Here is a 13768-nt window from a genome sequence, read left to right on the forward strand (position 1 = left end):
CGCACAACATGCCCGAATCACCCATTCAACCTTCCCGCAAGCGCCGCGACCTGATCCGGTTCCTGTTGATCATAGGAGTGCTTTTGCTCTTCAATTTTGTTGGACAGCGGCTCTTTTTTCGCCTCGATCTAACGGAGGAAAAGCGCTACACCATGTCGCCGGCCACGAAGCAGCTTCTGCAAAATTTGCCGGAGCCGGTTACGGTCACGGTGTATCTGGATGGCGAGTTTCCGCCTGCTTTCCGCCGTCTCCAACAGGCCGTGCGCGAAACGCTGAATGAGATGCAGGTGTACGGGGGGCAAATCTGCGCTACGTATTCGTCGATCCTTCGGCTGCCAACTCTGAGAAGGCACGCAGCGAGTATTATGAAACGCTGATCAAAAAAGGACTTCGCCCAACCAACTTGGCTGCTACGGAAAACGGTAAGCGCGTCGAGAAAATCATCTTTCCCTGGGCTACTGTGGCCGTTGGGCCTCGCGAAAAGCAGGTGCTGCTCTTACGCGGCAACCAAACCGCATCTTCCGATGTGCGTCTTAATCAGAGCATTGAAGGTCTCGAATACGAGTTGGCTAGCAACATTCGCAAACTGTCGCCCGGTCGCCGCAAAATCATTGGCGTAGTCGAAGGACACGGGGAGTTGACCAACGCGCAAGCCGGCGACCTGATAGGCTCTTTACAGGAGTATTACGATGTGTACCGCGTCAACCTGGCCGCGGTGCCTAATTTGCGCACCCTCGACGCGGTGATTGTGGCCAAGCCAGAGCAAGCCTACACCGAAATTGAGAAGTTTAAGCTCGACCAGTTCATTACCCAGGGGGGCAAAGCGCTCTTTTTCGTGGATGCCATGCGTGTGAACCTCGATAGCGCGGCGCGCGGCGGTATGCTGTCGTTTCCGTATCAGCTGAACTTAGAGGACCTGTTATTTAAATACGGCGCCCGCATCAATCCCAATCTGGTGCTCGACCTGAACTCCGGCGTAATCCCGCTTGTGACCGGTACCACCGGCGACCAGCCCACCGTAGAGCCAATGCCATGGCAGTTTTATCCGCTCATCAATCAGTTTAGCCCGCACCCCATCACCCGCAACCTCGACGCGGTGTACACCAAGTTCGTGAGTACCATCGATACGGTAAAGGCAGTCGGCATTCGCAAAACGCCACTGCTTTTTACCTCTCGCTATACTCGTGTGCTGCCGTCCCCGGTGCCCGTCAATTTGAACGACGCCCGCATGGAGCCTAATGCCAAGCTGTACCGCGAGAGCTTTAAGCCGGTAGGATACCTGCTAGAAGGACAATTTCGCTCACTGTTTGCTAATCGTGCCCAGCCGGGTACCACGCAGTTTCAACCGGCTACTGCATCCAATGTCCATCCCGGTAAAGTGCTGATTATCGGCGATGGCGACTTTGTGCGTAGCGAACTGGATCCTAAAACTGGTCAGCCCTTCCGCCTCGGCTTCGACCGTCTCGCCAACACCGAATTTGCCAATCGCGAGCTGGCCCTAAACGCCGTGGATTACATGCTCGACGAAACCGGCCTCATCGCCGTTCGCAGTAAGCAAATTACACTACGGCCGCTCGATAAAGTGAAAGTAACAGAGCAGCGTCGCCGCTGGCAACTAATTAATATTGGCGCTCCGTTAGTGTTGTTAGGAGTGTTTGGAGTCTTGAGAGCATGGCGGCGTAAGCGGCGCTACGCGTCGTTTTAGAAAAATATTAATACATAAATTGCATTATCTCTTTGCCGAATACTTCGCCTGTTTCGGCATCAACGTTAAGCCTAATGCAGCCATCACAATGATTTTCTATTTCCCAATAGAATCTAGTTTTTTCCTCTTGAACCAAGTTTAATAAACCATTATTTTTATATATCGCATTGAGCGCTTCATCATATAAGTTATAGTTAGAAAGAAATGTAGCTGTTGCCTTGGCTCTATTTGAATGCAAATCAATTCCATTCTTTTGTGCAATGTTCAAAGCCTTTCGTTTAGTTATAGTTAGTTTTCCTTCTAAGAAATGCCGTTGACCAATGAATGAGTTTATTCGGCAATACTTTACTTGAAATGAGCTGTCTATTGAAATAGGGCTATTACCTATTGTGTCCCCATTGTAGATTAAATAATAAGAAATATGATAATCAGTTGGCGGCTTGTTGATTGAGTCATTATTATATTTTTGCTCATCATAATATTCAAAGTGATATTCGCAATGAAAATTGCCTAGCTTCTCAGGTGCTATTAATTTTTGGGCAATGGTATCTGCTATTGTTTTTGCTTTTATAAAATTATTTTTAATTATACTTTTCGACGTTTTAATTTGAAAATTATCAACAGTCTTTTCGCCAATATTCCCATTTTTGGTGCACGAATATAATAGCGTACTTAGTATTAATAATTGTTTTATAATATTGGGGTAGTATTTCATGAATCTGAGCTACTGTAAGCACCATGAATTTCGACGCAAGAAAAATTTAAGTCTGTAGATTATTTGCATTTCTTTCTATATGACTATTTAAATTCCTCGCAAAAAAGCAGAACGGTTTTCTGCGGGAAAGTAGACGTAAGTATTATCACTATACTTATTGTCGATTCCACTTAAAACCGGATTACATCCTCAGTTACAAACGAGGCAAGGAGCGAATGTAGAGATGTATCGTTTTGCCCAGTACTGGGGGGCAAAAAATCAGCTCGGTTAATATTCAAGTACCCAGCAAGATGCTCGAAGTCACTTATAGCTACAACCTTGAAGCCCATAGACCACTGGGAGAAATCACGCTGGTAGATCTCACCGTCGGCTAATTTAATCACGTTGCGGTGGCGGATATCCTGCTTAATTTTATTGAAGATATAGAACACCTCGTCTCTAGGACCCTCTAATACTTGCATGATATTATGCTCGCTGTAGAGCAGAACACCGGTGAGCTGATGCTGCGCATTCCAATCGCGCGCCTGCTTAAGTAAGGATTCCAATTCCTTATCATTCATGGGCAGGGTAGCGGTACTTTGATAAACTAAACGGTGTAAAGCCTCGGGAGCCATAAAGCAGAAAGTGATCAGGTTTTATGTGAATCAACATTAGCGAATTTCATGCTATACAGCATGGATTAGGCCACTTTCTGTATTGCTTTATAATTTGCACAGGCCCTGTCGCGCTTCTCTCGGAAGCGAAATTTTGGAGTTTTCATCACGCTAAACTTCGCCAGCAAATACTGACTAGCAGGTTATGTTATTCCCTGCTGCTGGCGCTGGCAAAGCCGGGTGCGTTTCCTATCTTTGTCGCCTTCCCCCAACCCTGGCCGAACCCCCACTATATGAAATTCATTGTCTCGTCTTCTGCCTTGCTCAAGCAGCTCCAGAGCATTAACGGCGTAGTCACGAACAACCCCGTAGTGCCCATTCTGGAGAATTTCCTTTTCGAGATTGAGGACGGCAAGTTGACTATTACGGCCTCCGATCTGGAAACCAGCATGATAACAGAGTTGCCCGTGGAGGCCCGCGAAACAGGTCGCATTGCTGCCCCCGCCCGCATTCTGCTCGATACGCTCAAAAACCTGCCTGACCAGCCCGTAACCTTTACGCTGGATGAGGAAACGTACACCATCGAAATAAGCTCCGCCAATGGCCGGTACAAGCTGGCAGGCGAGAATGCTACTGATTTTCCACGTGTGCCAGTAGTGAAGGGCTCGGCTCCGATTGAAATACCGTCCTCGTCGCTGGCGCGGGCTATTAACAAAACTATCTTCGCCGTAAGTACCGACGAGCTCCGGCCAGCCATGACCGGGATTCTGGTGCAACTTGCAGACAACCAAGCTACGTTTGTAGCTACCGATGGCCATCGCCTGCTGCGCTATCGCCGCCTCGATGTAGGTGCCGGTCAATCAGCTAACCTGATTATTCCGCGGAAAGCTTTCAATCTGCTTAAAAGTGCGTTGCCATCCGAGGCCACTACGGTGAAAGTAGAATTTAACAGCTCCAATGCCTTCTTTAGCTTCAATCAGATGCGCCTTGTGTGCCGCCTGATTGATGAGCGCTATCCTGATTACGAAAACGTAATTCCTGTAAGTAATCCGAATCGCTTGATCATCAGCCGCGCCGATTTCCTGAACTCGGTAAAGCGCATCTCCATCTATTCCAACAAGACCACTCACCAGGTTCGCCTGCGCTTAGCTGGTTCTGAGCTAACAGTTTCAGCCGAAGACCTTGACTTCAGCAACGAAGCCAGCGAGCGCCTGGCCTGCCAGTATGAGGGCGAGGATATGGAGATTGGCTTCAATGCTCGTTTCCTGGCAGAAATGCTCTCCAACATTGATTCTGAAGAAATTACCTTGGAGTTGAGTACGCCCAACCGAGCTGGCTTGCTCATGCCAACCACTGCCGACGACAACGAAAGCATTCTAATGCTCGTGATGCCGGTCATGCTTAATAACTACGTTTAAATTTCAAGGTTAAATAGCTGTGGGTTAAATACTTGATTGTTGTGCTGATATCGACGCAGCTACAAACAATCAGCTATTTAACCCACAATCGTTTAGCAATTCAAGCAATGAAGAAATCTGAAATTCGCTTTAGTATCGCCCTCGACGACCAGAAAGTGCCGGAAGCCATTAGCTGGCAGGCTACCGATGCTGGTCCCGATATTCACTTCGCCAAAGCTATCAACATCGCCCTTTGGGACCGTGATGAGCGAGGCACCATGAAAATTGACCTCTGGACGAAGGAAATGCCCGTTGATGAAATGAAGCGCTTCTACGTTGATACCATCGGTGCAATGGCCGAAAGCATTACCACGGCTACCAATGATAAAGTAATGGCTGCCAAAATGCAGGAATTGTGCCGAGCGCTTATGCAGCACTTGGAAGATGAGGAAAGTAAGAGTAAATAGATTGCCTTATAACCTGTACCATAAAAAAAGCCCCCCAGAGATCTTCTGGGGGCTTTTTTAGTATCAAAAATTAAGCTTATCTGTTGCCAGAACTCGAAGCTGAACGAGTAGGTGTGGTAGTTTTTCCTGGACCAATAGTGGCACCCTTGCTGTTAGCTGGTAGCGGGTTCTTCACCGAATTTACGAAAAGGAAATCGGAAGCAGTGGCCGCATAGTCTTTATCGTACTTATAGTAGGAACTGCGGGAGTTATAATAGTCACTGTATTGGTTGGTCGTCAACACAGCGGTCAACTCTTTATCGCGCTCTTTGCACACGCCCTTGCACTTCTCGTCTATAAGGGTGGGGTTGCCAGCGTGCTGCTGTTCAATGGCAGCCATTTTAGCCACTTTATCCTCATTGATGGCGCGTAGCTTAGTGGCTTGATAGCCATTGAGACGCAATTCCTTAGCCATCTGGTCGGAGAGGCGTTGGGCACGCTCCTGCACCGCATTTAGCCGTGGTGTAGGGCGGGTCTGGTCCTGGGGCATAACGGTAGCGACAGGCTTCTGTTGAGCCTGCACACCGAGAGCGACGGTGAGGGCCAGGGTAGCGGTGGCAAGTTTCTTTCTCATCAGTGTCAGTCGTTTAGCAACTCAATTTATCAAACTACCAATCGGACCAGTAAAGGTTTACGATAGCAGTTGTATAGGTTATTAACGAAAAACTGTGCCAGTGGGTTCAGGCTTGACTTGATGAACGCATAAGTTAGAGCCTAATTTTTATTTTTATTATGCAGTAAACGCACACACCGACGTAATTATTTGGCGTAGGCTCTGCGAGTCATTCTCACCATACGTTCTTCCACATCATCGACTCAACGGGCTTGTCGGTGCGCTCATTGTACTTGGCGTTGGCTTTGCGATTGTAGAAGGTCTGTACGTCGCCTTGCACGGCAAAATAGATAAGCTGACCGATGGGCATGCCTGGGTAAACGCGCACCTGTTGGGTCACGGATATCTCAAGCGTCCAGGTGTTGCAAAAGCCGACGTCACCCTTACCTGCCGTGGCGTGGATATCAATTCCTAAGCGACCTACGCTGGATTTTCCCTCTAGAAAGGGTACCTGCGCATGACTTTCTGTGTACTCCTCCGTTACGCCCAAATAAAGGGTGCCGGGCTGAAGTACGAAGCCTTCCTCAGTCATCTCAAACACATCAATCTTATTGTGGGCACGGGCGTCAAGTACCGCATCACGGTAAGTAGCCAGGTAGCGGCCCAAGTGGACGTCGTATGAGTTGGTACCCAAGCAAGCCCGGTCGTAGGGTTCAATCACGATGTTGCCCCGCTCTATTTCGGCCAGGATCTGCTGATCAGTAAGAATCATATTTCAAAAAATAAAATGAGTAAACAGCTTAGAGTAAGCAGGATGAGTGTGGGGTGTACACCACCTGATATATTCTTAGCTGTTAATTATCTTCCTCTTCGTAGCGGTCTTCGGGCAGGTCCATCGCATCGCGGCGCGGTGTGCGGCGCTGGGCCTGCGGATCTATCTGGTCGGCTAATCCGTCGAGGCGAGCCCGTAGGTCGGGCAGCACACTCACGATGAGATATACCAAAAGCAGGGTAGAAGTACCGGCCAGCAGCAACGTAAAGTAGTCAACCCAATCGTGGCGAGCTGGAGCGTCAGCAGAGCGGGTGGGCGCAGGGGAAGCTGACTCCTGGATACCAGCTTCTGGCTGCGGCGCAGGATCTACGGGCGGCTCAGCGGCTGATGCTGCCTCCGGGTCGGCATCAACATCAGCGGGGGGCACGGCTGCGCCATCAGCTGCTAAGTCTTCCGGGGCCGGATCTTCGGAGGCGTTAAATTGGGCGGTAGCTTGTTTGACAGTCCGTTGCAACGACCGAATAAGCGCCACTCGCTCGTCGCGGGGCAGCACGCGGATAAAGAACTCAAAGTTTTTGTCGATCAGAACGGAGTTAAGCTGTTTTTGAAACTCCGCCAAATCACGACGACCCTTACCAAAACGATTCTTATAGCGTTCCGATACGTCGTTGTAGTTCTGAAACAGCCGCTTTAGGTCGGCGTTATTGTTGAAGTCGTCAAACTCGCGGCGGGCCTGATAGGTGCGAAGCGTAACCGGAAACTTGCGCCGGGTAAACGACTTGTCGTACACGGTTTCCATGGTACGAAAGTTCAACTCATCAATGCTACGGTCAAACAAGCGCTTGTTGGCCTCCGCTGGCGTCTGGGCTTGTGCCCTCTGAAGGGCAGGCGCGAGCAGGCACCACAACACGAACAATGAAGAAAAGAGACGAAGTTGGGCCATAAGAGGAGCTACAGTTTGGCCGCAAAGGTAACCGCTAGCACATGGCTACGATAGAGAAAGAAAAGATTTGAGTAAAATGCGCCCAGCCCTACCGAATAACCGATGTATGTGGGAAGTGCTAAGACTGAGCCTTGCCATCGTCAGCATCTCTGTTTGTACTCTTTCAGGCTTCTTACTTGCCCAGTCTGCCGCTCTTTTTATGTTAAAAAAGCCCCCCAGATATTCTCTGGGGGCTTTTTTAGCTTGTAAATGGGGCCATTTATAACCCATGCGCTTCCCGCATAGATTCGCGGCAGGCTGTAAGATATAGATCTACTAACTCGTCGGTAATAGCGGTGCTTACAAATAGTGCTTCGTATTGAGCCGGAGCAAGATAGATGCCCCGGCGCAGCATCGCCTGGAAATAGCGGCCAAAAGCTTCTGTGTCAGAGGTTTTAGCATCTTCCAGATTATGAACTGGCTTATCCGTGAAAAATACGCTGAACATGGAGCCAACCCGGTTGACTGTATAATTTAGGCCGAGATCGGCAGCAATCTGGCGGGTGCCATCGGCCAAGCGGGCACTAATGCGGTCGAGTTCGGTGTACAGGCCAGGGTTTTGCTGCAAATACGTTAGCTGAGCAATACCAGCCGCCGTTGCGATGGGGTTGCCGGAGAGCGTACCCGCTTGGTATACTTTGCCAGCGGGCGCCACATTATCCATAATATCCTGACGGCCGCCATAGGCACCAACGGGCATCCCGCCGCCGATGATTTTGCCTAAGGTCGTCATGTCGGGCTTGATGCCGAACAGTTCTTGCGCGCCACCACGAGCAAGGCGGAAGCCAGTCATTACCTCGTCAAAAATCAAGACGATGCCATGCTCGGTGCACAGGTCGCGCAGGGCTTGCAGATAGCCAGGTGCGGGCTCTACCAGTCCCATATTGCCAACTACCGGCTCTAGGATAAGCGCCGCCACTTGGCCCGCGTTGGCCTCAATAGCCTGGCGCGCAGCCTCGGTGTCGTTGTAGGGAACAGTGATGGTATCGCGCGCTACGCCGGCGGTTACGCCCGGCGAATCGGGTGTGCCTAGGGTGAGGGCACCACTACCCGCCGCAATGAGGAATGAATCGCCGTGGCCGTGGTAACAGCCCTCAAACTTGATGATCTTGTCGCGCCCCGTATAGCCCCGCGCCACGCGGATAGCCGACATGGTGGCTTCCGTACCCGAGTTTACCAGTCGCACTTTTTCAATGCTGGGCACCATGGCTTTAATCAATTCGGCCATCTCCACTTCACGTTGGGTGGGCGCGCCAAATGACAAAGAACTGGGAATAGCTTTTTGAACAGCTTCCACTACCACTTGGGGGGCGTGACCCAAAATCATTGGCCCCAGGAGTTTATAAAATCAATGTACTTGTTGCCATCAACGTCTGTCAGCCAAGCGCCCTGAGCTGACTGCATAAATACCGGATGGCCGCCTACGGCTCGAAAGGCACGTACCGGCGAATTAACACCACCGGGAATATGGTTTTTGGCGCGGGAAAAAAGAGCTTCACTTTTGGCAAGCGTAAGCTCAGGAGCATGAGAAAGAGAAGTCGAATTCATACATGTAAAACAGGCAACGGGCGTAAAAGTCTAGGGAAAGTAGTGCTAAAACAGCGGCGGAGCTTAGCGGCTACCCACCGGGTTCTGCACCTCTACCTCCAATCGTTCAAGCTTGATAAGCGGTACGTACTGATTGTCGTGGGCACCATTAGGGTAGCCGATACCTTGAAATAGTGACCCCGAAATTGGACCCGACGTGGCCAAGCCCTGTTGAAACGCGGGGCCGTGCTGGTGAAGTTGGTGGCCGAAGTAATACAACAGTTCGAAACCTGAATGGGCAAAAACGCTGGGGGGCAAATTATGGCGTTGCACGTACAACTGACGAAAGCGGCGCACGCCAAAACTGGTCGGGTCAATGTACTTGCGATGAATCAGATATACGTCGCGCGCATCGAGGCGGCTGGGACTCACCGATGGATTTTCCAGCCATGAGCCGTAAGCAATAAGGGGCAGTTGGGCAGCCTGGGTTTGCAGCTGCTTGAGCGTAAATGCTCCGGCCTTCCGATTGTCGGAAGCAACAACTAGGTGGCCCAGGGTAGCGAAATCGATGCCCCCAAAGCCCGCTGCCAACGATTCTTCCATGTTGGAGTTGAGGCGCCGCAATACCTGTACTTTGCCCCCAGCGCTTCATAAGCGGTCTTGTAGGCCTGGGCGAAGGACAGATCGTCGCTGGTGTCCTCGTGAAGAACAGCCGCCGTGCGTCCACTAAAGGTGCGGAAGGCGTACTGAGCGGCCACTTGAGCCTGCGTAGCCATGCTGGGCTCGAACAGATAATGCCAGTTGTTACTGATGGTCAGGTTGCCATCCTGAGAAAGCGGATTGATGGTAATAATCTGGCGCTGTTGGGCATAGCGCGCCAGCAACTTACTGCCCGACTTATAAATGGGCCCAATAATCATATCCATACTGGCTAGCTCAGGCAAGGCCAGCACTTGCTTGAGCTGGATGGTATCGGCACCCGTATCGTAAGCAAAAAGCTGAACGGGGCGACCTTCGCGCTGCAGCGAATCCTGTGCGAGGAGCAAACCCGCATACAGGTCAGTCACAAATTGGTTTCGACGTACTTTCTCCCAGCTTGGGTCATTAAACTCGAAAGGAAGAAGTACCCCTACTCGATAAATGGCCTTCTTTTGAGCCTGAGGAATAGCCGAGTAGCGGGCCCGATCGAGGGAAAAATCCCTGATTAATTGCTCCAGCACCGGTTTGTCAGCCTCCGTGTACCACCCGCCAGCTATCAGCTTGTCAGCGTAGGCCCGACCTAAGGCTTCATCTTTAGGATAGCGCTGCAATAGAGTCTGAAACAGTGCCTTATCCTGAATACGAGCCAAGTAGGTAGCCTTTATAGCGTTCTGCTCGGTGGCAAGCGTCTTGTTCGGAATCTGTTCGAGCACTTTCAAAGCGTTGTCGGGCTCGCCCTGCTCAAACGATACTTGCGCCTGCAAGTACAACGCCTCGGGTAGATTCTCCCACTTGGCATATTCAGAGCGAATTAAATTGAGCATTTGCTCCGCTTCTGCCCATTTCTTGGCGCGAGTGGCTGCTACTGCGTATAAGTAAGCGGCCTCAGCACCACGCTCGAAGCGGGCGGCAGGCGGGGTAAGGGGTGCCAACTCCTGCATTGCCAGGTCATAGCGGCCCTGATCGAGCAGCACCTTGCCATTTTGGTAGCGCGTGTTCTGATCGGAGGAGTTAAGATTGGTAGGTAGGGCGGGGCGAGGCTTAGCCGTCGACTTTGGTGCCGTGGAGGGCAATTTGCTGCCCGTCGTTGTAGTCGTTGGCTTACTGGGTGTTGCAGCTTTGTTGGAAGCAGTGCTAGCTGGCTGGGGGGCTTTTGTGGTAGCCGGCTTCGTAACGGCTGGCTTGCTGACCGGTCGCGTCGGCGTTGTTTGGGCCATCGATGGCAGGGCGGTCAGCCACCAAAAACAACAAAGCCAGCTAGCGAAGCGAAGAGAGTGCAAGTGCCTCATAGAGGAGGGGCAATGGAATATAGGGGGAGAAAAAACGCGGTAGTGAGCGATGCCACCATGCGTGCCCTACAAAGGTACGCAGGATCGGCGGGGATGATATCTGCTTGCACTCGTCTGAGTTGCTGCTGTGGCCGCTGGGGGCAAGTCTGCGCAAGCTGCGCGAACCGTGGTTGCTGTAATAGAGCTGGGAGTTTCAGGGCCGTATCTTATCTTTAGCAAGGGTGCGGTACCCATCTATACCCAAACGGCGTGCTTGGTCGTTACGGTATTTGCCACATTGCTCTGCCTGCTTATGCCTGTTTCTCTGCCTCAGCTGCCCTCCGTATCTTATTTGCGTCAACGTCTGGGGCTGCTGTTAGTGCTAGGCGCGTCTATTACGCTGAGCGTCGTGCTGATTACGTTCCGGGTGTTTATGACGCAGGAGCTGACGTTTGTGTTCCTGCTCTGGAATCTGTTTCTGGCTTTGATACCCTTCGGCTTCAGCACCATGCTCGGCTTAGCTGCCGGCCCGGTTCGCCGACGTCTGCTACTGCCTACGGGGGCTATCTGGCTGTTGTTTTTCCCGAACGCGCCCTACATTCTCACCGACTTGTTTCACTTGGCGCCTCGCCCCGGCGTGCCTTATTGGTACGATCTGGCCCTCATCCTGACGTGCGCCTGGAATGGGCTGATGCTGGCCTATGCTTCTCTAATCGAAATGCAAGGCCTGGTGCGCCGCCGTATGGGCGCGGTCGTCGGCTGGGGGTTTGCTACGGCGGCCATTGTTCTGAGCAGCTTCGGAATTTATTTGGGCCGCTATCTGCGCTGGAATAGCTGGGATGTATTCACTAATCCGCTTACGCTCTTCTACGATATTCTCAATCGGGTGCTGCACCCCATGGCTCACCCGCGCACCTACGGCGTCACTATTCTATTTACTGCGTTTTTGCTGCTGGGCTATATTACTGTTCGCCAACTGGCAGGCCTGCATAAAGAAGAGCAGGAGCGGTAAGCACCTTGTATAGCCACCTTTCGGGCTTGCGAAGAGGTTTCCTTAATATATAAAGCAAAGGATATTCACGTTATTTGGCCGCGCTGTTTCCGCGCTTCCATGCAACTCCCTTCTCTCAACAACCTCGGCCGCGAAGCGGCCCGCGTGGTGCGCCGCTTTCCGCTTACGCTCCTCTGCGCGCTGATACTATGCGCCTCCATTATTTACGCAATCCGGTTTAGCGATACCGATACAAGGTGGCACGAGTGGCTTTTTCCGCTGGCTTCGGCGGCGGTGCTAGGCCTCACCCTTACGCTGAGCGCATCCCTGGCTGCTGAGCGTTACCGCTGGCCCATGTGGCTACGCCTACTGACGCAAGCCGGGGCCGTGGCGCTGCTCGCACTATGGTACGTTAGCTGCCCACCTGAGCCTACTCTGCGTTGGGGAATGCGGCTATTTCTTTTGCTTGTCGGGCAACATTTGCTGGTGGCCGCGGTGCCGTATTTGCTGGAGCTGCGTCGCCGCGCCGATACGCCTGGCTTCTGGCGCTACAACGAGACGCTGTTTTTGCGCATTCTCACCGCGGGCCTGTACTCGGGCGTGCTGTTCGTGGGTTGTTCGCTGGCTTTATTGGCAATCGACAACCTGTTTGATGTGAAGCTGGATGATAAGCTTTATGCGTACTTATTCGTCGTGTTGGCTACGGTATTCAATACGTGGTTTTTTCTGGCCGGCGTGCCCCGCGACTTCACCGCTCTGGAACTACAAACCGGTTACCCGAAGGGGCTGAAGCTGTTTACACAGTTTGTACTGCTGCCGCTGGTGGTGCTGTACCTGGCCATCTTGTATGCTTACCTCGCCCGAATTCTGGGGCTGTGGGAACTGCCCAAAGGTTGGGTATCGACGCTGGTGCTAGCCTTGGCCGTGGCGGGTATTTTTGCTTTACTGCTCATTCACCCCATCCGCGACGCCGCCGAAAACACCTGGATTCGCACCTTCGCGCGGTGGTTTTATTGGTCTCTGTTTCCGCTGCTGGGGCTGTTGGCTGTAGCCATTGGCACTCGCATCCGGGCGTACGGCATTACGGAAGAGCGTTACTTCGTGCTGGTGCTGGCCGCTTGGCTTATGCTAATTACCATTTACTTCCTGCTGCGGCAGGGGCGGGGCATCATCTGGATTCCGGCTTCGTTGGCGGTAGTAGCGTTTTTGGCCTCGGGTGGGCCCTGGGGGGCTTTTTCAGTGGCCGAGCGGAGCCAGTTGGCCCAACTGCGCGAAGTCAGCGAAGAGTACAAGCTCCTGCAAAACGGTAAACTCGACGGGGCCGGCAAGCGGGTACCCAAGTTGCCCAAGGAAGCAGGCCGGCGCATCACATCCATTTTTGATTTTTTCACGGAGCGCAATAATCTGGAGGCCATTCAACCCTTCTTCACCGCCTCGCTTACCCCACCTGATTCCTTACGGAGCAAAAAGGAGTGGCAGCAGCAGCGGTGGCAGGGGGAGCGGCTGTTCGCCGTGAGTGGGTTAGAGAGGGTTGACTACCGCTATTCCGAAACGGAAATCGAGGCTGGTAAAGAGATAGGCCAGAGCTTCAACTTTGAGCCTGATCAAACTATCGTGACAAAACTAAGCCCAGGGAGCTATCTGCTACGCGACCTTGAAAGTTACAGTAGCCGTGGTGCGGAAATAGAAACCTTTACCATAGCGGAAGGCACATTTCGGCTCCGGAATGAGGAAGATACTGGTCAAATCCATCTGGAGCAGCTTACCAAACCCGACGCGTGGCAACCGGTGCTTTCCGTCTCATCCGCCGCCCTGGCCGATTCACTGATTCGGGTTAAACAACCCACAAATTACATAAGCGTGGAGCTGCCAAGCCTTAGCCTTACGGCCTCCAACTCCACCATGCAATTACGCGTGTTGTTCACGCACATTCGCCGGGAGAAGCAGCCCAAGCAAAAGCCCACGTATTATTTCGAGGGCGATGCAATTTTAACCTTTAAGTAGACGCAGCTTGCACAAAAAAGCCCTCCTAGATAATGTCTAGGGGGCTTTTTTATGAA

At 52.0% G+C, this 13768-nt stretch carries 13 protein-coding genes and 1 pseudogene; 6 read left to right on the forward strand and 8 right to left on the reverse strand.

The features are described from left to right. The first annotated feature begins 8 nt into the window (after positions 1–8). Positions 9–377: a Gldg family protein gene (locus G7064_RS22810; protein WP_262888629.1), complete on the forward strand. Its 369-nt coding sequence runs from the start codon at positions 9–11 to the stop codon at positions 375–377. After that, positions 305–1705 carry a gliding motility-associated ABC transporter substrate-binding protein GldG gene (gene gldG / locus G7064_RS19540; RefSeq protein ID WP_262888652.1) on the forward strand — a complete coding sequence of 467 codons (1401 nt, stop codon included), beginning with the start codon at positions 305–307 and terminating at the stop codon, positions 1703–1705. Before G7064_RS22810 ends, gldG begins: the two co-directional genes overlap by 73 nt. Before the next feature lie 7 nt (positions 1706–1712). On the opposite strand, the gene G7064_RS19545 is transcribed toward gldG, so the two are convergent. Further along, entirely contained in the window at positions 1713–2420 is a 708-nt protein-coding gene (locus G7064_RS19545) for a hypothetical protein (protein ID WP_166074917.1), read from the reverse strand. Positions 2421–2590: 170 nt separating this feature from the next. Next, the gene (locus tag G7064_RS19550) at positions 2591–3034 is read right to left on the reverse strand and encodes a BLUF domain-containing protein (RefSeq protein WP_166074918.1); all 444 of its coding nucleotides are present in this window, start codon (positions 3032–3034) and stop codon (positions 2591–2593) included. Positions 3035–3306: 272 nt separating this feature from the next. Here G7064_RS19550 and dnaN point away from each other — a divergent pair, with 272 nt between their 5' ends. Together dnaN and gldC are read left to right on the forward strand one after the other, a co-directional pair. Then, entirely contained in the window at positions 3307–4431 is a 1125-nt protein-coding gene (dnaN, locus tag G7064_RS19555; protein WP_133273287.1) for a DNA polymerase III subunit beta, read from the forward strand. A 107-nt stretch (positions 4432–4538) separates the two neighbouring features. Continuing rightward, entirely contained in the window at positions 4539–4877 is a 339-nt protein-coding gene (gene gldC / locus G7064_RS19560; RefSeq protein ID WP_133273286.1) for a gliding motility protein GldC, read from the forward strand. 76 nt (positions 4878–4953) lie between these two features. Here gldC and G7064_RS19565 read toward each other — a convergent pair whose 3' ends face one another. From G7064_RS19565 to G7064_RS19590, 6 genes and pseudogenes are all read right to left on the reverse strand, one after another. Beyond that, entirely contained in the window at positions 4954–5490 is a 537-nt protein-coding gene (locus G7064_RS19565) for a hypothetical protein (protein WP_166074919.1), read from the reverse strand. Between the two features lie 214 nt (positions 5491–5704). Continuing rightward, entirely contained in the window at positions 5705–6241 is a 537-nt protein-coding gene (gene dcd, locus G7064_RS19570) for a dCTP deaminase (RefSeq protein ID WP_133273284.1), read from the reverse strand. 82 nt (positions 6242–6323) lie between these two features. Further along, positions 6324–7184: a hypothetical protein gene (locus G7064_RS19575; protein ID WP_166074920.1), complete on the reverse strand. Its 861-nt coding sequence runs from the start codon at positions 7182–7184 to the stop codon at positions 6324–6326. Positions 7185–7443: 259 nt separating this feature from the next. After that, positions 7444–8771: pseudogene (gene hemL / locus G7064_RS19580) on the reverse strand (glutamate-1-semialdehyde 2,1-aminomutase). A gap of 63 nt (positions 8772–8834) precedes the next feature. Further along, on the reverse strand, positions 8835–9353 hold the full coding sequence (locus G7064_RS19585) for a hypothetical protein (protein WP_166074921.1): 519 nt from the start codon (positions 9351–9353) through the stop codon (positions 8835–8837). Further along, a complete protein-coding gene (locus tag G7064_RS19590; RefSeq protein WP_166074922.1) occupies positions 9293–10738 on the reverse strand; it encodes an ABC transporter substrate-binding protein in 1446 nt (481 codons plus the stop codon). Before G7064_RS19590 ends, G7064_RS19585 begins: the two co-directional genes overlap by 61 nt. Before the next feature lie 292 nt (positions 10739–11030). On the opposite strand from G7064_RS19590, the gene G7064_RS19595 reads away from it, so the two are divergent. Together G7064_RS19595 and G7064_RS19600 are read left to right on the forward strand one after the other, a co-directional pair. Next, entirely contained in the window at positions 11031–11729 is a 699-nt protein-coding gene (locus tag G7064_RS19595; RefSeq protein WP_166074924.1) for a DUF1361 domain-containing protein, read from the forward strand. Between the two features lie 99 nt (positions 11730–11828). Beyond that, entirely contained in the window at positions 11829–13712 is a 1884-nt protein-coding gene (locus G7064_RS19600) for a DUF4153 domain-containing protein (protein ID WP_166074925.1), read from the forward strand. The last annotated feature ends 56 nt before the right edge of the window (positions 13713–13768 follow it).

Source organism: Hymenobacter sp. HDW8, from assembly GCF_011305775.1.
GTDB classification, from domain to species: domain Bacteria; phylum Bacteroidota; class Bacteroidia; order Cytophagales; family Hymenobacteraceae; genus Hymenobacter; species Hymenobacter radiodurans.